The organism is Luteimonas sp. Soil_C_16, assembly GCF_057657295.1.
On sequence record NZ_JBDGIS010000005.1, the window covers coordinates 336,108 to 356,818 of the forward strand.

The 20,711-nt window shown below is 67.8% G+C and carries 17 protein-coding genes; 7 read left to right on the forward strand and 10 right to left on the reverse strand.

The features are described 5' to 3' along the window. Positions 1 to 117 precede the first annotated feature (117 nt). Positions 118 to 2,715, reverse strand: a complete 2,598-nt coding sequence (clpB, locus tag AC3A5T_RS12055) for an ATP-dependent chaperone ClpB (RefSeq protein WP_487628772.1) — start codon at positions 2,713 to 2,715, stop codon at positions 118 to 120. A 186-nt stretch (positions 2,716 to 2,901) separates the two neighbouring features. Here clpB and AC3A5T_RS12060 point away from each other — a divergent pair, with 186 nt between their 5' ends. Together AC3A5T_RS12060 and AC3A5T_RS12065 are read left to right on the forward strand one after the other, a co-directional pair. Next, positions 2,902 to 3,615: a glutathione S-transferase gene (locus AC3A5T_RS12060; protein WP_487628773.1), complete on the forward strand. Its 714-nt coding sequence runs from the start codon at positions 2,902 to 2,904 to the stop codon at positions 3,613 to 3,615. Positions 3,616 to 3,633: 18 nt separating this feature from the next. After that, positions 3,634 to 4,074 carry a hypothetical protein gene (locus AC3A5T_RS12065; RefSeq protein WP_487628774.1) on the forward strand — a complete coding sequence of 147 codons (441 nt, stop codon included), beginning with the start codon at positions 3,634 to 3,636 and terminating at the stop codon, positions 4,072 to 4,074. A gap of 7 nt (positions 4,075 to 4,081) precedes the next feature. Here the strand turns inward: AC3A5T_RS12065 and AC3A5T_RS12070 are convergent, their stop codons facing one another. Continuing rightward, entirely contained in the window at positions 4,082 to 4,516 is a 435-nt protein-coding gene (locus tag AC3A5T_RS12070) for a thiol-disulfide oxidoreductase DCC family protein (RefSeq protein WP_487628775.1), read from the reverse strand. Between the two features lie 34 nt (positions 4,517 to 4,550). Between AC3A5T_RS12070 and otsB the strand changes: the two genes are divergently transcribed. The 3 genes from otsB to AC3A5T_RS12085 are packed head-to-tail and all read left to right on the forward strand — an operon-like array spanning position 4,551 to position 8,526. After that, positions 4,551 to 5,369 carry a trehalose-phosphatase gene (gene otsB / locus AC3A5T_RS12075; RefSeq protein ID WP_487628776.1) on the forward strand — a complete coding sequence of 273 codons (819 nt, stop codon included), beginning with the start codon at positions 4,551 to 4,553 and terminating at the stop codon, positions 5,367 to 5,369. After that, a complete protein-coding gene (locus AC3A5T_RS12080) occupies positions 5,366 to 7,156 on the forward strand; it encodes a glycoside hydrolase family 15 protein (RefSeq protein ID WP_487628777.1) in 1,791 nt (596 codons plus the stop codon). The genes otsB and AC3A5T_RS12080 overlap by 4 nt, the downstream gene beginning before the upstream one ends. Next, on the forward strand, positions 7,153 to 8,526 hold the full coding sequence (locus AC3A5T_RS12085; protein WP_487628778.1) for an alpha,alpha-trehalose-phosphate synthase (UDP-forming): 1,374 nt from the start codon (positions 7,153 to 7,155) through the stop codon (positions 8,524 to 8,526). The genes AC3A5T_RS12080 and AC3A5T_RS12085 overlap by 4 nt, the downstream gene beginning before the upstream one ends. Positions 8,527 to 8,929: 403 nt before the next feature. On the opposite strand, the gene gloA is transcribed toward AC3A5T_RS12085, so the two are convergent. The 5 genes from gloA to AC3A5T_RS12110 all read right to left on the reverse strand — a co-directional run bounded on the left by gloA (position 8,930) and on the right by AC3A5T_RS12110 (position 14,753). Then, positions 8,930 to 9,460, reverse strand: a complete 531-nt coding sequence (gene gloA / locus AC3A5T_RS12090; protein ID WP_487628779.1) for a lactoylglutathione lyase — start codon at positions 9,458 to 9,460, stop codon at positions 8,930 to 8,932. A gap of 57 nt (positions 9,461 to 9,517) precedes the next feature. After that, positions 9,518 to 10,075, reverse strand: a complete 558-nt coding sequence (locus tag AC3A5T_RS12095) for a DUF4166 domain-containing protein (RefSeq protein WP_332078339.1) — start codon at positions 10,073 to 10,075, stop codon at positions 9,518 to 9,520. A gap of 54 nt (positions 10,076 to 10,129) precedes the next feature. Next, positions 10,130 to 11,737 carry a hypothetical protein gene (locus tag AC3A5T_RS12100; RefSeq protein WP_487628780.1) on the reverse strand — a complete coding sequence of 536 codons (1,608 nt, stop codon included), beginning with the start codon at positions 11,735 to 11,737 and terminating at the stop codon, positions 10,130 to 10,132. Between the two features lie 236 nt (positions 11,738 to 11,973). Next, positions 11,974 to 14,235 (reverse strand): TonB-dependent receptor, encoded by a 2,262-nt coding sequence (locus AC3A5T_RS12105; protein ID WP_487628781.1) that lies wholly within the window; start codon positions 14,233 to 14,235, stop codon positions 11,974 to 11,976. 35 nt (positions 14,236 to 14,270) lie between these two features. After that, entirely contained in the window at positions 14,271 to 14,753 is a 483-nt protein-coding gene (locus AC3A5T_RS12110; protein ID WP_487628782.1) for a DUF3574 domain-containing protein, read from the reverse strand. A 227-nt stretch (positions 14,754 to 14,980) separates the two neighbouring features. Here AC3A5T_RS12110 and AC3A5T_RS12115 point away from each other — a divergent pair, with 227 nt between their 5' ends. Then, a complete protein-coding gene (locus tag AC3A5T_RS12115) occupies positions 14,981 to 17,428 on the forward strand; it encodes a TonB-dependent receptor plug domain-containing protein (protein ID WP_487628783.1) in 2,448 nt (815 codons plus the stop codon). 229 nt (positions 17,429 to 17,657) lie between these two features. Here the strand turns inward: AC3A5T_RS12115 and pgeF are convergent, their stop codons facing one another. Beyond that, positions 17,658 to 18,422 (reverse strand): peptidoglycan editing factor PgeF, encoded by a 765-nt coding sequence (pgeF, locus tag AC3A5T_RS12120; RefSeq protein WP_487628784.1) that lies wholly within the window; start codon positions 18,420 to 18,422, stop codon positions 17,658 to 17,660. After that, the gene (gene rluD / locus AC3A5T_RS12125) at positions 18,419 to 19,408 is read right to left on the reverse strand and encodes a 23S rRNA pseudouridine(1911/1915/1917) synthase RluD (protein ID WP_487628785.1); all 990 of its coding nucleotides are present in this window, start codon (positions 19,406 to 19,408) and stop codon (positions 18,419 to 18,421) included. Before rluD ends, pgeF begins: the two co-directional genes overlap by 4 nt. Before the next feature lie 90 nt (positions 19,409 to 19,498). Here rluD and AC3A5T_RS12130 point away from each other — a divergent pair, with 90 nt between their 5' ends. Then, the gene (locus AC3A5T_RS12130) at positions 19,499 to 20,365 is read left to right on the forward strand and encodes an outer membrane protein assembly factor BamD (RefSeq protein WP_487628786.1); all 867 of its coding nucleotides are present in this window, start codon (positions 19,499 to 19,501) and stop codon (positions 20,363 to 20,365) included. Between the two features lie 146 nt (positions 20,366 to 20,511). On the opposite strand, the gene AC3A5T_RS12135 is transcribed toward AC3A5T_RS12130, so the two are convergent. Further along, the coding region (locus AC3A5T_RS12135) for a hypothetical protein (RefSeq protein ID WP_487628787.1) at positions 20,512 to 20,711 on the reverse strand (200 nt) is incomplete at its 5' end.

The window sequence follows — 20,711 nt, forward strand, 5'->3', positions numbered from 1 at the left end:
CGCCATCGTGGCAGCCGCCGCGTGAGCACGCGTCAAGGCGCTGCGCTTTCAACGACCTCATCGTGCCCGAGCGCCGGTCACCGCGGATGCGATGGACCGGCGCAGACGCGGACGCGATCAGCCCTGTTCGAACGCCAGCTGCCCGCCAACGGCATCGACCTTGATGGTGTCGCCACTGACGAACGCGCCCGAGAGGATGCGCTGCGCCAGCGGGTTCTCCAGCTGCTGCTGGATCGCGCGCTTGAGCGGGCGCGCGCCGTAGACCGGATCGAAACCGACATTGCCGAGCAGATCGAACGCGGCATCCGAGACTTCGATGCGCAGTCCGCGTTCGGCCAGACGCTTGTCGAGACCACGCAGCTGGATCTTCGCGATCTCGCGGATCTGCGCTTTCTGCAGCGGGTGGAACACGACGATGTCGTCGAGCCGGTTGATGAACTCCGGACGGAAGTGCGCCTGCACCACGCCCATCACCGCCGCCTTCATCTGCGTGTAGCCCTCGGCGCTGTCGGCATCGGTGCCGCGCTCGCTCATCTCCTGGATCTGGTGCGAGCCGAGATTCGAGGTCATCACGATGACGACATTGCGGAAGTCGACCGTGCGGCCCTGGCCATCGGTCAGGCGACCGTCGTCAAGCACCTGCAACAGGATGTTGAAGACGTCCGGATGCGCCTTCTCCACTTCATCGAGCAGGATCACGCTGTACGGGCGACGCCGCACGGCCTCGGTCAGATACCCGCCTTCCTCGTAGCCGACGTAGCCCGGAGGCGCACCGATCAGGCGCGCGACCGAGTGCTTCTCCATGAACTCGCTCATGTCGATGCGGACCATGGCGTCCTGGCTGTCGAACAGGAACTCGGCCAGCGCCTTGCACAGTTCGGTCTTGCCCACGCCGGTCGGGCCGAGGAACAGGAACGAGCCGGTCGGGCGATCGGGATCGCTGAGTCCGGCGCGCGAGCGGCGCACCGAATCGGACACGACCTTGATCGCTTCCTCCTGGCCGATCACGCGCGTGTGCAGCTGGGATTCCATCGCCAGCAGCTTCTCGCGCTCGCCCTCAAGCATCTTGCTGACCGGAATGCCGGTCCAGCGCGCGACGACCTGGGCGATCTCCTCGGCGGTCACCTTGTCCTGCAGCAGGGTGAAGCCTTGGGTCTCGGCCTCCTGCGCCGCCTTGAGCTGCTTTTCGAGTTCGGGAATGCGCCCGTACTGGATCTCGCTCATGCGCGCGTAGTCCTGCGTGCGCTGCGCGGACTCGAGATCGAGCTTGGCCGCCTCGATCTGTTCCTTGATCTTCGTGGCGCCCTGCACGCTGGCCTTCTCGGCCTTCCAGACTTCTTCCATGTCGTTGTAGTCACGCTCGAGCGTGGCGATCTCGGCTTCGAGATCGGCCAGGCGCTGCTTCGACTCGGCGTCCTTCTCCTTCTTCAGCGCCTCGCGCTGGATCTTGAGCTGGATCAGGCGGCGTTCCTTGCGATCGAGCTCCTCGGGCTTGGAGTCGATCTCCATGCGGATGCGCGACGCCGCCTCGTCCATCAGGTCGATGGCCTTGTCGGGCAGCTGGCGGTCGGCGATGTAGCGGTTGGACAGCGTGGCCGCGGCGACGATCGCCGGATCGGTGATCTCCACGCCGTGGTGCACTGCGTAGCGTTCCTTGAGGCCGCGCAGAATCGCAATCGTGTCTTCCACGCTCGGCTCGCCGACGAACACCTTCTGGAAGCGACGCTCCAGCGCGGCGTCCTTCTCGACGTACTTGCGATACTCGTCGAGCGTGGTCGCGCCGATGCAGTGCAGCTCGCCGCGCGCGAGCGCGGGCTTGAGCATGTTGCCGGCGTCCATCGAACCTTCGGCCTTGCCGGCGCCGACCATGGTGTGCAGTTCGTCGATGAAGAGGATGATCTGGCCCTCGTTCTTCGACAGATCGTTGAGCACGCCCTTCAGGCGCTCCTCGAACTCGCCGCGGAACTTGGCGCCGGCGATCAGCGCGCCCATGTCGAGTGAGAGCACACGCTTGCCGCGCAGGCCTTCGGGCACTTCGTTGTTGATGATGCGCTGGGCCAGGCCTTCGACGATCGCGGTCTTGCCCACGCCCGGTTCGCCGATCAGTACGGGATTGTTCTTCGTGCGCCGCTGCAGCACCTGGATCGTGCGGCGGATTTCCTCGTCGCGGCCGACCACCGGATCGAGCTTGCCGCTCTCGGCACGCGCGGTCAGATCGATCGTGTATTTCTCCAGCGCCTGGCGCGCGTCCTCGGCGTTCTCGTCCTTGACGCTTTCGCCGCCGCGTACCTTGGTGATCGCGGCTTCGAGGCGCGCCTTGTCGGCGCCGGCGGCCTTGAGCGCCTTGCCGGCGTCGCCACCGTCGTCGAGCGCCGCCAGCACGAACAGTTCGGACGCGATGAACGCATCGCCGCGCTGCTGGGCCAGCTTGTCGGTCACGTTGAGCAGGCGGGAGAGATCGTTGCCGACCGACAGCTGGCCGGCCTGGCCGGTGACCTTGGGCAGCCGGTCCATCGCCTCGGTCAGGCGCTCGCGCAGCACCGGCACGTTGACGCCGGCCTGGCCGAGCAGCGGCCGCGTGCCGCCGCCCTGCTGGTCCAGCAGCGCCAGCAACAGATGCACCGGTTCGATGAAATTGTGGTCGCGGCCCACGGCCAGCGACTGCGCGTCGCTCAATGCCTGCTGGAAACGCGAAGTGAGCTTGTCCATCCGCATCGGGAAATCCTCGGGAGATCGGGGCCGGCCGTGCCGGCAATGTCCAACAGATGCGGTCGAAGCGGTGTGTTGCAAGCGGTCGGGGCCGGCAAGGCGTCCGGGGCGCAACGGAATCCTCCGCCGCCCTCACCTGCCGCTTGCGCGGGCGGTCCTACGGTAGCCGCCTTCCTTCTCGTGGAGCCGCACATGACCTACCAGCTCTATTACTGGACCGGCATCCAGGGTCGCGGCGAGTTCGTGCGGCTCGCGCTGGAGGACGCCGGCGCCGACTACGTCGACGTGGCCCGCGTGGACGGCGACGACGCGATGCAGCCCTTTCTCGATGGCGACCGCACCGGCGCCCGGCCGTTCGCGCCGCCGTTCCTGGTATCGGACGATCTCGTGGTCGCCCAGGTCGCCAACATCCTGCACTTCCTCGGGCCCCGCCTCGATCTCGTGCCCGAATGCGAAGCCGCGCGGCTGCAGGCGCTGCAACTGCAGCTCACCATTGCCGACCTCGTCACCGAGATCCACGACAGCCACCACCCGATCGCCAGCGCCGCGTATTACGAAGACCAGAAAGACGCGGCGAAGCGCCGCGCCGCCGATCTGCGAACGAACCGGTTGCCGAAGTTTCTGAGCTATTTCGAGCAGGTGGTCGATCGCGGCAATGGGCATGCGCTGGGCGCGCATTCGTATGTCGACCTGTCGCTGTTCCAGCTCATGCGGGGGCTCGATTACGCGTATCCGGAGGCGATGCAGGCGCTGGGGCCGAAGATTCCGCAGCTGCGCAAGCTGGAAGCGCGCATCGCCGAACGCCCGAACATTGTGGCGTACCTGGCATCGGAGCGACGGCTGGCGTTCAACACGCAGGGGATTTTCCGCCAGTATCCCGAGCTGGATGGCGGTATCGGAGGTTGATCATCACGGAGGGTGCGCATGCACAAGGATGTCTTCTCCGCTTGTCGCGCGGCGCGCTGGGGTGCACTGCTCGCACTGCTCGCGATCACGGCGTGCGCATACAGACCCGTCACCCCGAACGACCTCGTGCGGTTCGAGCCGCCGCTTCCCGGCATGGAGGACATCTGGCTGACAGGCGAATCCAGCGGCAGGCTCGCGTATCGCGGCGGTTGCTTCCGGCTCGAACACAGCACGCCGCCTGGTGATGTCACGATTCTGTGGCCGCACGATTATCGGGCCGTGGTTCGCAGCGACGGCCGCCATGGCGTCATGGATACTGAGGGCAACGTCGCGTTCGCCGGCGAGCGGGTCCGTCTGGGCGGCGGTGGCGGGAGTGAAATCCTCCCGGAGCGCGTCGTCCGGCGCGACATCGCCCTCGCCTGTGGCGGTCCTTACGCCAGTGGCTGGTTGCGGTTCTGAGCCGACCTCACAGGAAGCGTTCGCGCATGCCTGCAGGCGGCAGCATGCAGTTGTCGCGGCGCCCGAACACGCGGTAGCGGTTGCGCGCCAGCAGCCGATACGCGGCATCGCGCGGACGACGCGGGATCAGGCGCAGCACAGTGGCGATCCGCCACACGCCACCAAGCCGCCGCAGCACTTCGATCACGCCATCGCTGTCGTGCCAGCCGGCATCGCCGTCGACCAGCAGGAACGACACCGGATCGTCCGGATCGATCCCGTGCGCGACCAACAGGTCGCGGCCGATGCGATCCTGCATCGCGGCGAAGCGAAACCCGGCGCGGCGATCGTGGCGCAGCAGGAAGCGCACCCAGCCGCTGCACAGCGCGCATACGCCGTCGAACACGACGATGGGACCGTCGTGCGGTGCAGTGGATGAGGCGGATGGGCTGGCGGGGTTCACATCGGTTTTCCGGACGCGTGGCCATCATGCTGCAATGCGCCAATCACCGGAAGCCACCCCACCCTTCCTGACGCCGGCCGCGACCGCGCTGCCTCCGCCGCCCACGCTGCCGGCGAATGCGGCGTTGTTTCTCGATGTTGATGGGTGCCTGTTGCCGTTCGCGCCGCGTCCCGACGCGGTCGAGGTCCCGCCTGCGCTGCTCGCGCGTCTGACCGTCCTGCAGCAGGCGCTGGGCGGTGCGCTGGCGCTGGTCAGCGGCCGCAATCTCGCCACGCTCGACCAGCTGTTCGCGCCGCAGATGTTCGCGGCCGCCGGCCTGCATGGCGTCGAGCGGCGCCGCCTCGGCCACACCGGCGTCGCCGGCGACGTGCCACTCGCGCTGGTGCGCGCACGGGACGCGGCCATCGCGCTGATCGACGCGCATCCCGGCGCACTGGTCGAGGACAAGGGCGCGGCGCTCGGTCTGCACTGGCGCATGGTCGCGCCGGAGCACAAGGCCGCCGCCGAACTCGCGCTGCGTGCGTTCGCCGCCGGCGCGCTGACCGGATTGCCCGACTACCAGTTGCAGCCCGGCGACCACGTCATCGAGCTGCGCCCGCGCCATGCCGACAAGGGCAGCGCGATTCTCGCGTTCCTCGAAGAAGCGCCGTTCCAAGGTCGCGTGCCGGTGTTCGCCGGCGACGATCTCACCGACGAGCCGGGCTTTTCGGCCGTCAACACCCATGGCGGCATCAGCGTGCTGGTCGGCGATCGCGCCGGCAGCGCCGCCCGCTTCCGCCTGCCCGATCCCGCCGCGATCCACGCGTGGCTCGGCGTGCCCGCAGGCGGCCCGAATCCGGAGAGTGCCCGATGACCCAACCGCTCGCCCCCAGTCTCGACCTCGGCCTCGTCGGCAACGGCAGTTTCGGCGCGCTGTTCGACCGCAACGCGCGCCTGGTGTGGTCCTGCCTGCCGGCCTTCGACGGCGATCCCGCGTTCTGCGCGCTGCTGTCGCCGAAGGACGGCCACGGCGACTGGTCGATCGAACTCGACGATTTCGAACGCAGCGAGCAGAGCTACGTCGAGAACACCGCGATCCTGCGCACCGTGCTGTACGACCGCCATGGCGCGTCGCTTGAGATCACCGATTTCGCGCCGCGCTGGCGCCAGCACGACCGCTTCTACCGGCCGGTCATGCTGATGCGGCGCGTGCGTCTGCTCTCGGGCAGCCCGCGCATCCGCGTGCTGCTGCGCCCGTTGGCCGATTGGGGCGCACGCGTGCCCGACAGCACTTGGGGCAGCAACCACATCCGCTACGTGCTGCCCGGTTTCACGCTGCGCGCGACCACCGATCTGCCGATCCGCCTGCTGCGCGACGGCCTGCCCTTCGTGCTCGATCGCGACCTGCATTTCATCCTCGGCCCCGACGAAACCCTGACCCAGCCACTGACGGAATTCGTCCGCGACGGTCTCCACCGCACGACGAACTACTGGCGCGAGTGGGTGCGCTACCTGTCGATTCCGCTCGACTTCCAAGAGGCGGTGATCCGCAGCGCGATCACGCTGAAGCTGTGCCAGTACGAGGACAGCGGCGGCATCATCGCAGCGATGACGACGTCGATCCCCGAAGCCGCCGACACCGAGCGCAACTGGGATTACCGCTACTGCTGGATGCGCGACTCGGCGTTCGTGGTGCGCGCGCTCAACCGTCTCGGCGCGACGCGCACGATGGAAGAGTACATCCGCTACATCTTCAACCTGACCGTCAGCGACGACGGCGACATGCAGCCGCTGTACGGCATCGGCTTCGAGCACACGCTCACCGAGGAGACGATGCCGGCGCTGGACGGCTACCGCGGCATGGGGCCGGTGCGCCGCGGCAATCTCGCCTACGTGCAGCGCCAGCACGACACCTACGGCAGCGTGGTGCTCGCGTCCACGCAGCTGTTCTTCGATCGCCGTCTGGAACACCGTGGCGACGCGGCGACGTTCCGCAAGCTCGAACCGCTGGGCGAACTCGCGTTCAAGCTTTTCGACCAGCCCGACGCGGGCCTGTGGGAATTCCGCGGCAAGGCACACGTGCACACCTACTCGGCGGTGATGTGCTGGGCGGCCTGCGACCGGCTCGCGCGCATCGCCGGACAGCTCGGCATCGACGACCGCATCGGATACTGGCGCGAACGCGCCGACGGCATGCGCGAGCGGATTCTGGGCGAAGCGTGGAATTCCGAGCTCGGCCATTTCGCCGATGCCTTCGGCGGCGACCGGCTCGACGCCTCACTGCTCCTGCTCGCCGATCTCGGCTTCGTGACGCCGGAAGATCCGCGCTTCATCGGCACGGTCGAGGCGATCGGCCGGTCGCTGCGCCACGGCGACGGCCTGTTCCGCTACGTCACGCCCGACGATTTCGGCACGCCGGAGACCAGCTTCACGATCTGCACGTTCTGGTACATCGACGCGCTGGCGTCGATCGGCCGCACGCACGAGGCGCGGCAGCTGTTCGAGACCCTGCTGTCGCGCCGCAACCATCTCGGCCTGCTGTCGGAAGACCTGTCGTTCGAAACCGGCGAGGCCTGGGGCAACTTCCCGCAGACGTATTCGCATGTCGGTCTGATCATGGCGGCGATGCGCCTGTCGCGGTCCTGGCAGGACGCGGCATGAGCCGCCTGGTCGTCGTCTCCAACCGCGTCGCGTTGCCGGGTGCCAGCCAGAACGGCGGCCTCGCGACGGCGCTCGACGCGGCGCTCAAGGAAACCGGCGGCCTGTGGTTCGGCTGGAGCGGCAAGGTCGCGCGCGCGCACTCGGGCGAAGTGCATCACCAGCAGGCCGACGGCATCGAGTACCTCACCGTCGATCTGTCGCGCGAGGATTACGAGGGCTACTACAACGGCTTCTCCAACCGCACGCTGTGGCCGCTGCTGCATTTCCGGCTGGATCTCGTCGACTACAACGCGCTGACCCAGGCCGCCTATCGTGGTGTCAACGCGCTGTTCGCCGAAAAACTGTCGAAGGAACTGCGCGACGACGACATCGTCTGGGTGCAGGACTACCACCTGTTTCCGCTCGCGCAGGAACTGCGCAAGCGCGGCGTGCGCGCACGTATCGGCTTCTTCCTGCACGTGCCGTTTCCCTCGGCCGACATCGTCGCCGGCCTGCCGCATCACGAGAAGACCTTCGGCGCGCTGTCGTCCTATGACCTCGTCGGGTTCCAGACCGAGCGCGATCTCGAACGCTTCCAGGATTACATCCGCCTGTTCCGGGGCGGACAGGTCGCCGCCCAGGGCGATCTGCGCGACCACGACGGGCGCCGTTTCAGCGCGGCGGCATTCCCGATCGGCATCGACGCCGGCGTGATCGAATCGCTGGCCGAGACCGCCTCACGCAGTGCGACGACCAAGCGCATGCAGGCCAGTCTCAATGGCCGTGCGCTGGCGATCGGCGTCGACCGGCTGGACTACTCGAAAGGTCTGCCGGAGCGCTTCCGCGCGATCCAGCGCTTCTTCGAACGCCATGCCGACCAGCGCGGCAAGATGACCTACCTGCAGATCGCACCGGTCTCGCGCGGCGGCGTCGCCAGCTACCGCACGCTGCGCCGCGAGCTCGAGCAGTACGCCGGCCACATCAACGGCGCGCACGCCGAGCCCGACTGGACGCCCGTGCGCTACGTCAACCGCACGTATCCGCATCCCGCGCTGACCGGCTTCTACCGCCTGTCGCGCATGGCCCTGGTCACGCCGCTGCGTGATGGCATGAATCTCGTCGCCAAGGAATACGTGGCCTCGCAGGACGGAGACGATCCCGGCGCACTGGTGCTGTCGATCTTCGCCGGCGCCGCGCGTGAGCTGGACGGCGCGTTGCTGGTGAACCCCTTCGACAGCGACGGTGTCGCCGACGCGATCGCCGCTGCGATGGCGATGCCGCGCGAGGCACGGCGCGAACGCTGGCAGTCGATGATCACGCGCATCCGCGAGTACGACATCCACGCGTGGCGAAAGGATTTTCTGTCGCGGCTGGCGGCGACGCGGAGCTGAGCCGTCGCGTTTCGTAGGATGGGTATTGCGAAGCGAAACCCATCGCTTCTCGCGCGCGAAGGTTGACCGTCTGGTTCTCGATGCTGCGAATCCGTAGGCGTTGCTGCTGACGTTCAGCCCTCACCCGACGCACTGCGTGCGTCGACCTCTCCCGGAGGGAGAGGTGCTGGTCCGCTGGTGCGAGTTGTGCATCGGGATAGATCGCGCCATGTCGAGCCGGATGCGCTTTGAGCCCCTCTCCCTCCGGGAGAGGGGTTGGGGTGAGGGAGCTTTTGGCGGTATCTGAAAAAACCAATGCACCAACAGAAAAGCCCCGCCCTCACCCCACCATCGGCATCCGCCGATGGTCCTCCCCTCTCCCAGAGGGAGAGGAGCCAACGGCATCCGCCTGCGGCGGAAGACATCACATTTTCGTGGGCTGGATGATTTCCACCCAGTAGCCGTCCGGATCCTTGATGAAGGCGATCGACTTCATCGTGCCGTCAGTCAGCCGCTTCTGGAACGTCACACCCAGCTCTTCGAAACGCGCGCAGGCGGCGCGGACATCCGGAACGCTGACGCAGATGTGGCCGAAGCCGCGCGGATCGCTGTTGCCGTCGTGATAGACCGGGCCGTCCTGCGATTCGGTGCCGTGGTTGTGGGTGAGTTCGAGCACGCCCGGCTGGCGCGCGAGCCATTCGCGGCGGGCGTCTTCGTCGTCCGGGATGCCGGCGGTGTCGTCGACCAGTGCGAGGAAGAACAGCGAGAACTTCGCCTGTTCGAAGTCGGCCTTGCGCACCAGGGTGAAGCCGAGCACGCGGGTGTAGAAGTCGAGCGAGGCCACCGGGTCCTTGACCCGCAGCATGGTGTGGTTGAACACGAAATCGCGGGTCGCGGCATCGCGCGGCGCGACGCCCGGAACGTTGGCGAGATCGGCGAGGGTCTGTGCGGTCATGGCACGGCTTCCTGAGAGGGGCCGTCCATTATCGGCGAAGCCGCCGCAAGGCCGTGGTCACGCGGCGCGGGTGTCAGCCGGAAGCAGCCAGCCGTGGTAACGCACCAGTTGACCGACGAGCGGCAATGCGGCTTCGACCTCGAACGCATAGCGCCCGTCGATCTCGCGTTCGTTGCAGCGCACGTCGCGGAACAGCGCGGCCGGCAGCGGCACCACGCCGAGCAGGCGTGCGCCGGCGACGTTCCAGAAGATCGTGCCCTCCCAGGTGTGCAGCACGAAGCGGAACTGCACCGGGCCGAGCCGCTCGCGCAGTTCGCCGTCGCGATGCCACAGGCGCGAGCGCATGCGCGAGGCCTTCGGTGGCGTGCCGAACACGCGCGACCAGATCTCGCCTTTCGGCCCGCTGGCGAACTCGACGGTCACCGGCGCATCGGTCATCGCACGCGGCAGACCCGCGATGCGCGCGCACAGGCGCGACAGCAGGCCCGTGCCGCGCACCACCGTCACCTGTCCGCTGTAGCGCGCCGTGCCGTGCACGCCGTGCAGCGCGCGCAGGGCATCGGGCAGACGGAAGAACGCAGCGCCGAGCAGGGTCTGATAGAGGGTCGGCGTCATCGCACGCAGGTCGTATCCGGGCGGCGCAGGATAGCGCCTGCGCGCCCGCTTCGATCAGTCCGGGGTCACCGGCTTCGCCTGGCGTTGCAGCGACAGCAGGCCCACCAGTACCGCCAGCACCGCGTAGGCCGCCGCGAACTGGAACGCGATCGCCTGGCGCAGGCCGTCGAGCTGCCACGGCAGCACCAGCGCGCCGGTCGGATGCACCGAATGGATCACGCCGAACAGCGTCGCGACCGCCGCGGCAAACAGGGTCGCGACCGCGACGCCCGGCCGCCGGTCGACCAGCGCGACCAGCGCGGTCGCCCACAGCATCGCGGTAATGATGAAGCCGTTGCCGAGCACGACGATCGTCGCCATCTCCGGCAGGCCGTGACCGGCATCGACCTGCGCATACAGCGCGGCCATGCGCTCGGGATCGATCCACGCCGGATTGCCGAACTTGATGTTGAGCAGGTAGGCGATCGCCGGCAGGAACGCCAGCGACACCGCGATCGCGTGCTCGCGCTTCGTGCTGTGAAAAGCCTGCACGGTGATGTCGATGCCGACGAAGACGATGATCGGCGCGAGCACCGCGACCGGCAACCACTGCACCAGGCCCGAGACCAGGCCAAGCATGCCGCCAATACCGATGAAGAAACCCGTCAGCAGCGTGTAGCCGGTGCGCGCGCCCATGTGCTTGTACGCCGGCTGACCGATGTAGGGCGTGGTCTGCGCGACGCCGCCGCAGACGCCGGCGACCACGGTCGACACCGCTTCGACCAGCAGCACGTCGCGCGTGCGGTAGTCGTCACCGGCCGCGCGCGCGCTCTCGCTGACATTGATACCGCCCACCACCATCAGCAGGCCGAACGGCAGCAGCAGCGACAGATAGGGCAGCGTCGCCGGCAGTCCATCCACGAAGCCGAGATTCGGCCACGGCAGTGCGGGCGCCGGCCAGCTGGCATCGGGCAACGCGAAGCCCGGTGACAGACCGGCGAGACCGAGGCCGTAGTACAGCGCGAGACCGACGAGCAGGGCGAACGGCACGCCGGGCAGGCGCAGCGGCACCGGACCGCGCGCGACCAGTACGTAGAGCAGCAGGCCGAGCGTCGCGAAGCCGGCGACCGGCGAGCGCAGCGTTTCGATCAGCGGCAGAAAGCCGAGCAGCATCAGTGCCGCGCCACCGATCGAACCCAGCAACGCCGCACGCGGCACGACGCGGGTGATCCAGTCGCCGGCGAACGACAGCACGAGTTTCAGCGCACCCATCACCACCAGCGACGCCATGCCGAGCTGCCAGGTCGCGATGCCCGCGGCGTTCGCGTCCAGGCCCTGCTGGCGGAACGTGACGAACGCGGGACCGAGTACCAGCAGCGCCATGCCGATGCTGGTCGGCGCGTCGAGACCGAGCGGCATCGCGGTGACATCGTCGCGGCCGGTGCGCTGCGCGAGACGCCGCGCCATCCACGTGTACATCAGGTTGCCGACCAGCACGCCGAATGCGGTGCCAGGGAACATGCGCCCGAACACGATGTCCGCCGGCACCCCGAAGATCCCGACCAGCGCCGCGGCGATGAAACCGAGGATGGACAGGTTGTCGACGACGAGGCCGAAGAAGCCGTTGATGTCGCCTGGGACGAACCAGCGGGGGCGGTGAGTGGAAGCTGCGGCGGTGGACATCGGTTTCCCGGAATTGGTTGGAATCTCTACACCGTCATTCCGGCGGAAGCCGGAATCCATTTTGATCTTGCTTCAACGTGCCTCTCGCAGAGCAGCATGCAAAAGCGAAGATCAAAATGGGTTCCAGCTTTCGCTGGAACGACGGGGTCGGGCTCTGGCGGGTACGGACGCATGACCGCCTGCTCCGGCGGGAGCGAAAAGCCCGCCACGGAAACTCGTGACGGGTCTGCACCACCTCAGAACTTCGCCGTGAACTCCACGCCCCAGGTCCGCGGTTCGTTGATGAAACCGGTGAGGTTGTTGAAATCGATACCGCCGACGATGCGCGTGCTGTCGGTGATGTTGCGTCCGAACACGGCGAGATCGTAGTTGCCCTGGTTCCAGTTCGTGCCGACGCGCAGGCCGCCTTCCAGCGTCGAGCGGCCGCGGAATTCCGGCGATTCGTAGAGGAAGAAGTTGACCTGGCCGCGATACGCCCAGTCGGTGTAGACGTAGAACTCGGCGTCGTCGCCGACCGGCGTCGCCCAGCGCGCGGTGAGGTTGTGGATCCACTTCGGCGCCTGCGGCAACGGGTTGCCGTCGACGAGGGCGAAGCCGTTCACAGTCGGATCGGTCACGGTGCAACCGCCGCCGCAGACCGCGACCGCGAGGTTCGGATCGCGGATCTCGGTGTCGTTGTAGCTCGTGCCCCAGGTCACCAGCAGCGTGTCGGTGAGCCACGCCTGCAGATCGAGTTCGGCGCCCTGCCCGATCGACTTGTCGGCGTTGAGCAGGATCGCCTGGTTGGTCGCACCGCCCACGGCGATCAGCTGCTGCCCGTCAACGTTGTAGCGGAACAGGTTGAAGCCGATGCGGCCGCGGCGGTCCCACAGGTCGGCCTTGATGCCGACTTCGTAGGAAATCACTTCCTCTGAATCGGCGACCGAGATGCCGCCGAACGCGAGACGGCCCTGGATCGACGGTGCGCGGAAGCCCTTGGCGACACGGCCGTAGATGTTGACGTCGTCATTGAGTTCGTAGACCGCGCTCGCGTCCCAGCTGATGTCGTCGACATCGGTGTTCTCGAAGAACGGGCCACCGACCGGCGTGCCGAACGGCACCGCCTGCAGCACGCTGGCGCTGAAGTCCTTCTTGTCCTGCGTGTAGCGCAGGCCACCGCGCAGCTTGAGCTTGTCGCTGACGTCGTATTCGCCGGATGCGAACAGCGCCCACGCGGTATTGCGCTGTTCCTGCACGGCGTGGCCGGTCTGCGGATTGCCGGGCGCGAGCGAGTCGTAGTTGAGGCTGTCGACGGTGAGTTCCTCGCGGAACCAGAACGCGCCGGCCTGCCAGTCGAAGGGGCCGTCGAGATTCGACTCGATGCGCACTTCCTGGGTGATCTGCTTGTGGTCGGGAATGCCGTCGGCCGACTCGGCCGAGAACGGAATGAAACCGGGGCCGGAATCGGGCAGGAACGCCGCGCCATAGCCACCGTCGATGTCACCGCGATTCAAGGATTCCAGCGTCTCGTAACCGGTAATGGAGTACAGGCTGTACTGGCCGAAATCCCAGCGCAGACGGGCGCTGCCGCCCCAGGTCTCCAGATCGGAGAAATTGACGCCGTCCAGCGATACGGTGTCGCGATCGAAGCCCGGCACGAACCGGTTGCTGCCCGGCTCGACGAGGTTCGCGCGGAACAGGCGCGCGGTGCCGTTGAGATCGCGGCGATGCAGGTTGAACAGGCCTTCGAAACCGTCGCCCTCGTACAGGAACTGCACGCGCGCGGCGGATTCGTCGTAGCCCTCGAAGCCGTCGTTGGGCGCACCGGCCAGTGTGTTGCGCACCGAATCGTGTCGGCGCTGGTACAGCGCCGACACGCGCGCCGACCAGCGCTCGGTCAGCGCGCCACCGATCGCGCCTTCGAAGTTCCACATGTTGTCGCTGCCGTAGGCCAGCTTGCCGTAGCCCTCGAAGTCCTGGCTCGGGCGCACCGAATCGAACTTCACCACGCCGGCCGGCGTGTTGCGGCCGAACAGCGTGCCCTGCGGACCGCGCAGCACTTCGACGCCGGCGATGTCGAACACCGGGAAGCCCTTCAGCAACGGGTTCTCCAGCACCACGTCGTCATAGATCAGCGACACCGGCTGCGAGGCATTGAGATCGAAGTCGGTATTGCCGAGACCGCGGATGTAGAAGCGCGGAAACGCGCGGCCATAGCTCGATTCGATGTTGAGACTGGGCACGCGGCCCGACAAGAAGCGGATGTCGGTGCCGCCGCTGCCGAGCACGCCGAGCTTCTCGGCATCCAGCGTGGTGATCGACACCGGCACGTCCTGGATGTTCTCCACGCGGCGCTGCGCGGTGACCTGCACCGCATCGAGCGTGGCGGCGCGTTCCTGCGTCGCGGCGGCGGGCGTGACCGCGTCCTGGGCGAAGACCCCCGCCGGCAGGGCGCACGCGAGCGCGAGGGCGAGGCGGGCGGGACGGAGCACGGTCTGGCGGGCGCGGCTGGACGACATGGGGAGTACCTCGGCGGGCAGGTGACGCGGGAGGATCAGAACGAGACGTCGGCGTGCAGCTGCGAGCGCAGCACCGACAGATGACCGGTTTCCTGCTTCCATGCGGTGCGGATGGCCTCGATCGCGGCGGCCTGCTCCGGCGTATCGGGATGATGCACCACCAGCTCCTTGGAGCGCAGGCGCGACGGTGTGCTGGCGCCCGGCGGCAGCCACTGGCCGTAGACGTCGATCACGCTCAGGCCCTTGGGAAAGCGCGGCGTGACTTCGCGGTCGAGGAAGTCGAGCCAGCGCTGTTCCGAGGCCGCGGTCTCTTCGGGCGAGGCCACCCACTGGCCGGTCGCGAAATACAGCTCGGTGCGCACCCAGCCGATGCCTTCGGCCGGCCGGGCGGCATCGCCGTGGTAGGCCGAGCTGACGACCTTCTCCGGCACGCCGGGCGCGGACGTGGGCGCCGTGGTGGCGCAGGCGGCGAGCGCCGACGCGGCGAGGATCGGCAGCAACGGACGGAACAGGGACATGGCGACGGCCGGAAAGTGCGGGGCCGCCATGCTAGAGGCGCGGACGGCCGGGAATTGTTGCAGTGCCGCAACACTGTATCGCTCAATCCGGATGGACGTATGAATTGGAAGCGTGCCCAATGGTGGACCGGCCGCGCCCTGCGCGGTCGCGGTGCCGGGCGTCACGTCGCCCCTCCCCAGGTCGGCGCCCGGCACCGCCCCTCTTCCCGCCTCCGCCAGGAACCGTCATGCCCATGCCGTCTGCCCGCCGCCTCGTCTCCACACCTCTGGTGCTGGCCATCGCATGTGGCCTGGCCCTGCCGGCCGCCGCGCAGACTGCCGATGCCGACGGCGCGACCCGTCTGGACGCGGTGATCGTCACCGGCACCCGCGCGACCGATCGCACGGTGCTCGAATCGACTTCGCCGATCGACGTGCTCGACGAAGCCGACCTGCGCCGCGCCGGCGCGGTCAACGGTGAACTCGGCGCTGCGCTGCAGGCGCTGCTGCCGTCGTTCAACATCCCGCGCCAGTCGAACTCGGGCGGCGCCGATCACATCCGCGCCGCCCAGTTGCGTGGCCTGTCGCCGGACCAGGTGCTGGTGCTGGTCAACGGCAAGCGTCGGCATGTGTCGTCGCTGGTGACCACGGGGTCGAAGGTCGGCCGCGGCACCACGCCGGTCGACTTCAATGCGATTCCGCTCAGCGCGATCAAGCGCATCGAAGTGCTGCGCGACGGCGCGGGCGCGCAGTACGGCGCCGATGCAGTCGCGGGCGTGATCAACATCATCCTCGACGACGGCGGCGATGGCGGCGCGATCGAAGCCAGCTACGGCGCGCACCACACGAAGTTCGAACCGACCGACCAGCGCATCACCGACGGCCAGAGCGCATCGCTCGCGGCGAAGGTCGGCACCGCGCTCGGCGACGACGGCTTCCTGCGCGTGGGCCTGGAGTACAAGGAGCTCTCGCCGACCAACCGCGCCGGTTTCGACCAGATTCCGCCGTGGGACCAGACGCCGCGCAACCTCGCCCTGCAGGGCCAGCGCAACTACCACCACGGCAACGGCGCGGCCAAGGACATCAACGGTTGGCTCAACACCGAGATCGCCCTCGGCGACGCCGCGACGTTCTACGCGTTCGGCACCTACAACCAGCGCGACACCGAAGGCGCCAACTATTTCCGCTACCCCGACGGCGAAGCGAACTGGCTCGAGGTGTATCCGAACGGCTTCCGCCCGGTGTCGATCGGCGAGAACCTCGATGTCGCGGGCGTCGCCGGTGTGCGCACCCAGTGGAGCGACTGGGATGTCGACGCCAGTCTCAACCACGGCCGCAACGAGTTCACTTATCGCCTGCGCGACTCGATCAATGCCTCGCTCGGCCCGTCCAGCCCGACGCGTTTCAAGACCGGCGACTACGCGTTCGACCAGATGCTGGCCAACGTCGACGTCAGCCGCCTGTTCGCGCAGGGCGACAACCTGCACACCTTCGCCACCGGCGTGGAATTCCGCGTCGAACACTACGAGACCGGCGCCGGCGATCCGGCGAGCTACGCGACCGGTCCGTTCACCGATCGCCCGACCGGCTCACAGGCCGGTGGCGGCCTGACCCCGCAGGACGAGGCCGACCTCGACCGCGATGTCGCCAGCCTCTACGCCAGCGTGTCGAGCAGCTTCGGCGAGAAGCTCAGCACCGACGCCGCGGTGCGCTACGAGCACTACAGCGACTTCGGTGGCGAAGTGACCGGCAAGCTCGCCGCGCGCTACGAGTTCGTGCCGGCGTTCGCGCTGCGCGGCGCGCTGTCGAAGAACTTCCGTGCACCGTCGCTCGGCCAGATCGGCTACGAGTCCACGGGCACCGGCTACAACGCCGCCGGCCAGCTGATCCAGAGCCGCCTGCTGTCGGTCAACAACCCGATCGCCCGCGCGCTCGGCGCGACCGATCTCACGCCCGAACAGTCGATCAACGCGAGCCTCGGCTTCACCAGCCGCGTCGGCGAAAACTTCGACTTCTCGCTGGATCTGTTCCAGATCGACATCGACGACCGCGTCGCGCTGTCGGAAGCGATCACCAGCGATGCGCTGACCGATTTCATCGACGCCGAGTTCCGCGTGCCGGGGGTGCAGAGCGTCAGCTTCTTCACCAACGCCGCCGACACGCGCACGCGCGGCGCCGAGGCCGTCGCCAACTGGCGGCATCCGCTGGCCGGCGGTTCGCTGCTGCTGACCGGCACCTGGAGCTACGCCGACACCGAGATCAAGCGCATCGTCGCGACACCGGCCGCGCTGTCGGCCGTGGTGCCCGACGCGGTGCTGTTCGGCGTCGAGGAGAGCAACACGCTGACCGACGCCGCCCCGCGCACGCGCTCGGCGTTCACCGGCAGCTGGACGAACGACCGCTGGAACCTGCTCGCTCGCGTGACCCGCCACGGCAGCACCAAGCGCGTCTTCAACTTCGGCGGCGGCTTCGAACCCGAACAGGTCTACGGCGCGAAGTGGCAGCTCGACGCGGAAGCCGAAGTGCGCCTCGGCGACAAGTGGACGCTCGCCATCGGCGGCCAGAACCTGACCGACGAATACGCCGACCTGTCGAACGAAGACATCTTCTACTTCGGCAATCTGCCCTACGACGTGCTGTCGGGCATCGGCAGCAGCGGCGCGTATTACTACACGCGGGTGCGGTACGCGTTCTGATCGAGCGCGATTCAAAGACATTACTTGCCTGACGACAACCCTTCGCCTGCGCGAAGGGGTCACAGATTGCCAACGATCACAGCCCGTCATTCCGGCGAAAGCCGGAATCCAGTGACTTGTGCCCTGAGAGAACTGCGAAAGAAGCTGGGTTCCGGCTTTCGCCGGAACGACGGCTTCAAAGCACGCGTTGCGATGTTGCGCGGGAACGCTCCACGGCGCGACGCTGTCCTCAGGCCATCCACACCAGCGTCGCGATCCGCCCCGTGCGCTGATCCCGACGATGCGAAAAGAACGCATCAGGCTCGGCGATCGTGTCACGGTCGCCACCATGGATCGCATCGCCGCGGATGCCCACCGATTCGAGTCGCCGCCGCGCCAGTGCGTACAGATCGACGCGCCAATGCCCGTCACGCGTCGCCACGAACGCCGCCTCCGCGCCCGGATCACCCGCGACGAATGCATCGCGCACCTCGGCGCCGATCTCGTAGGACGCGGGTCCCGCGGCCGGGCCGAGCCACACCCGCAGCTGCGACGGCGAGGTCTGCATCGCCGCGACCGTCGCTTCCAGCACGCCCGCTGCGAGTCCACGCCAGCCCGCATGCGCAGCGCCGATTTCGCTGCCGTCATCACTGGCGAACACCACCGGCAGGCAATCGGCGGTGAGGATCGCGAGCACCACGCCCGACTCCGACGTGACCGATGCATCGGCCTCGACCAGCGCCTGCTGCGCATCGCCTGCCGGCGCGACAAAGCGTGCGACCTCGACGCCATGCACCTGCTGCAGCCAGTGCGGCGGCGATGGCAGGCCGGCGATGTCGACCAGCGCCTCGCGATTGCACGCGACCGCCTCCGGCGCGTCACCGGCGGCGCTGCGGTGGTTGCCGAGGTTGAAACTGTCGAACGGCGCCTGCGACACGCCGGCGCCACGGCGCAGCGTCGTCAGCGCCTGCACGCCGTCCGGCGCGGGCCAGTCGGCGTGCAGCAGCGCGCTCACCGGCGGCCCATCTCCGCGTGCTGGATCGCATCCGCCCGCAGCACCTTCAGCAGCACCTGCATATCCTCGGGCAGCGGCGCGGAACAACGCACGGCCTCGCCGGTGACCGGATGCTTGAACTCCAGCGTCTCGGCGTGCAGCGCCTGGCGGCGGAAACCGCGCAGCGTCGCGATCATCTCGTCCGACGCGCCCTTGGGCAGCTTCAACGAGCCGCCGTAGAGCGGATCGCCGAGGATCGAATGGCGCAGATGCGCCATGTGCACGCGGATCTGGTGCGTGCGGCCGGTTTCGAGCCGGCATTCGAGCGCGGTGTGCGCGCGGAAACGCTCGCGCAGGCGGTAGTGGGTGACGGCTTCGCGGCCGTCCTCGCGCACGCCCATGCGCAGGCGGTCGCGCGGGTGGCGGTCGATCGGCGCATCCGCGGTGCCGCCCGAGACCAGCGCGCCGACCACGACCGCCAAGTACTGGCGATGCACGTCGCGGGCCGACAGCTGCTCGACCAGCGCGTTGTGCGCTTCGAGCGTGCGCGCGACCACCATGACGCCCGAGGTGTCCTTGTCGAGCCGGTGCACGATGCCCGCGCGCGGCAGCGTCGCCAGCGAGGCGTCGCGGAACAGCAGCGCATTGACCAGGGTGCCGTCGTAGTTGCCGGCGCCCGGGTGCACGACCAGCCCGGCCGGCTTGTCGACCACGATCACCTGGTCGTCCTCGAACAGCACCGACAGCGGGATGTCCTGCGGCTCGGCCGTGGTCTGGGTGTCGAGCACGACGTTCAGGCTGACGGTCTCGCCGCCCACCACCGCATCGCGCGGGCGCGGCACTTCACCGTTCAGCAGCACCTCGCCGGACTTGATCCAGGTGGTCAGCTTGGAGCGGGAGAACTGGGGGAAGAGCTCGGCGAGCACGGCGTCGAAACGGCGCCCTGCCGCGGCATCCGGCACCGTGGCGGTGCGGTGGTCGGGGTGGTCGCTGGGGTCTTGCTGCATCGGGACGGCTCAGGTTCAGGCGGGGAAAGCCGGGCGATCCACCCGGACTGTTATTATCCGCGGTTCGTGCCCATACGCCCAATTGCCCCCATGACCCCACGCCTCGCCTCGCCGATCCGCGCCCTGGCCCGCACTTCGATGCTTCTGCTGCTGGTCGTCATGGTCGCCGCGGGCTGCTCCCGCAACACCAAGGACGACGAGAACGAGGGCGTGCCCGTCGCCGAGCTCTACCAGAAGGGCCACGACTCGATGCGCAAGGGCAACTGGAGCAACGGCGCCACGTCGTTCCGCCGCCTCGTCGCCCAGTACCCGTACGGCCCCTACACCGAGCAGGCGCTGGTCGAGACCGCGTACGCCAACTACAAGATGGGCAACAACGAGGAAGCGATCTCGGGCATTGACCGCTTCATCCGCACCTATCCCACGCACCGCAACATTTCCTACATGTACTACCTGCGCGGCCTGGTGAACTCCAACCGCGACACGGTGTTCCTGCAGCGCGTGTGGAGCCTGGACAGCAGCCGTCGCGATCTCGCCTCGCCCAACCAGGCGTACGCGGACTTCAACACCGTGACCGACCGCTACCCGAACAGCCGCTACGCCGCCGACGCGCGCAACCGCATGGCGACGCTGCGCAACACCTTCGCGCGTCACGAGATCGAGACCGGCCTGTACTACCTGCGCCGCGAGGCCTACGTGGCCGCCGCGCAGCGCGCGACCTACCTGCTCGAGACCTACCCGCAGAGCGAGTACCAGAACGACGCGGTCGCGCTGCTCGCCGCGAGCTACGCCAACCTCGGCAACGACACCCTGGCCGCCGACGCCCGTCGCGTGCTCGAGCAGAACGAGCCCGACCACCCGTCGCTGACCGGCAAGTGGCCGAACGAGCCGTGGAAGATCCGCCGCCTCAATCCCTTCGCCAGCGAGCGCACCGCGATCGACAACGACCGCGACTGAGGTTGCTGGTTGCTGGTTGCTGGATGAAAACGCCGCCTTCGGGCGGCGTTTTGCGTTGTGCTGTCTGCGGGTCTATGGCTTTAGTTCTGGCTTTGGCAGCTTGGCTCCCCAGCCGTCATTCCCGCGAAAGCGGGAATCCAAGAACTTTAGGTTTCGAAGGCATACGACGTCCTTGGATTCCCGCTTTCGCGGGAATGACGAGCTTTGGCTTTGGCTTTGGCTTTGGCTTTGGCTTTGGCTTTGGCTTTGGCTTCCAGCTTTTGATCTGAAATCGAGCCGTAAAGCGAGCCGAGCACCGGAGCCTGGCGTGGCCGAAGAGCAGCCCATGTCTGAGCGCAGCGAGTTT

What these genes read in the sequence shown, in the direction of transcription:
- clpB (WP_487628772.1), bottom strand. Translation starts at nt 2,715, where the DNA reads ATGCGGATGGACAAGCTCACTTCGCGTTTCCAGCAGGCATTGAGCGAC.
- AC3A5T_RS12060 (WP_487628773.1), top strand. Translation starts at nt 2,902, where the DNA reads ATGACCTACCAGCTCTATTACTGGACCGGCATCCAGGGTCGCGGCGAG.
- AC3A5T_RS12065 (WP_487628774.1), top strand. Translation starts at nt 3,634, where the DNA reads ATGCACAAGGATGTCTTCTCCGCTTGTCGCGCGGCGCGCTGGGGTGCA.
- otsB (WP_487628776.1), top strand. Translation starts at nt 4,551, where the DNA reads ATGCGCCAATCACCGGAAGCCACCCCACCCTTCCTGACGCCGGCCGCG.
- AC3A5T_RS12080 (WP_487628777.1), top strand. Translation starts at nt 5,366, where the DNA reads ATGACCCAACCGCTCGCCCCCAGTCTCGACCTCGGCCTCGTCGGCAAC.
- AC3A5T_RS12085 (WP_487628778.1), top strand. Translation starts at nt 7,153, where the DNA reads ATGAGCCGCCTGGTCGTCGTCTCCAACCGCGTCGCGTTGCCGGGTGCC.
- gloA (WP_487628779.1), bottom strand. Translation starts at nt 9,460, where the DNA reads ATGACCGCACAGACCCTCGCCGATCTCGCCAACGTTCCGGGCGTCGCG.
- AC3A5T_RS12095 (WP_332078339.1), bottom strand. Translation starts at nt 10,075, where the DNA reads ATGACGCCGACCCTCTATCAGACCCTGCTCGGCGCTGCGTTCTTCCGT.
- AC3A5T_RS12100 (WP_487628780.1), bottom strand. Translation starts at nt 11,737, where the DNA reads ATGTCCACCGCCGCAGCTTCCACTCACCGCCCCCGCTGGTTCGTCCCA.
- AC3A5T_RS12105 (WP_487628781.1), bottom strand. Translation starts at nt 14,235, where the DNA reads ATGTCGTCCAGCCGCGCCCGCCAGACCGTGCTCCGTCCCGCCCGCCTC.
- AC3A5T_RS12110 (WP_487628782.1), bottom strand. Translation starts at nt 14,753, where the DNA reads ATGTCCCTGTTCCGTCCGTTGCTGCCGATCCTCGCCGCGTCGGCGCTC.
- AC3A5T_RS12115 (WP_487628783.1), top strand. Translation starts at nt 14,981, where the DNA reads ATGCCCATGCCGTCTGCCCGCCGCCTCGTCTCCACACCTCTGGTGCTG.
- rluD (WP_487628785.1), bottom strand. Translation starts at nt 19,408, where the DNA reads ATGCAGCAAGACCCCAGCGACCACCCCGACCACCGCACCGCCACGGTG.
- AC3A5T_RS12130 (WP_487628786.1), top strand. Translation starts at nt 19,499, where the DNA reads ATGACCCCACGCCTCGCCTCGCCGATCCGCGCCCTGGCCCGCACTTCG.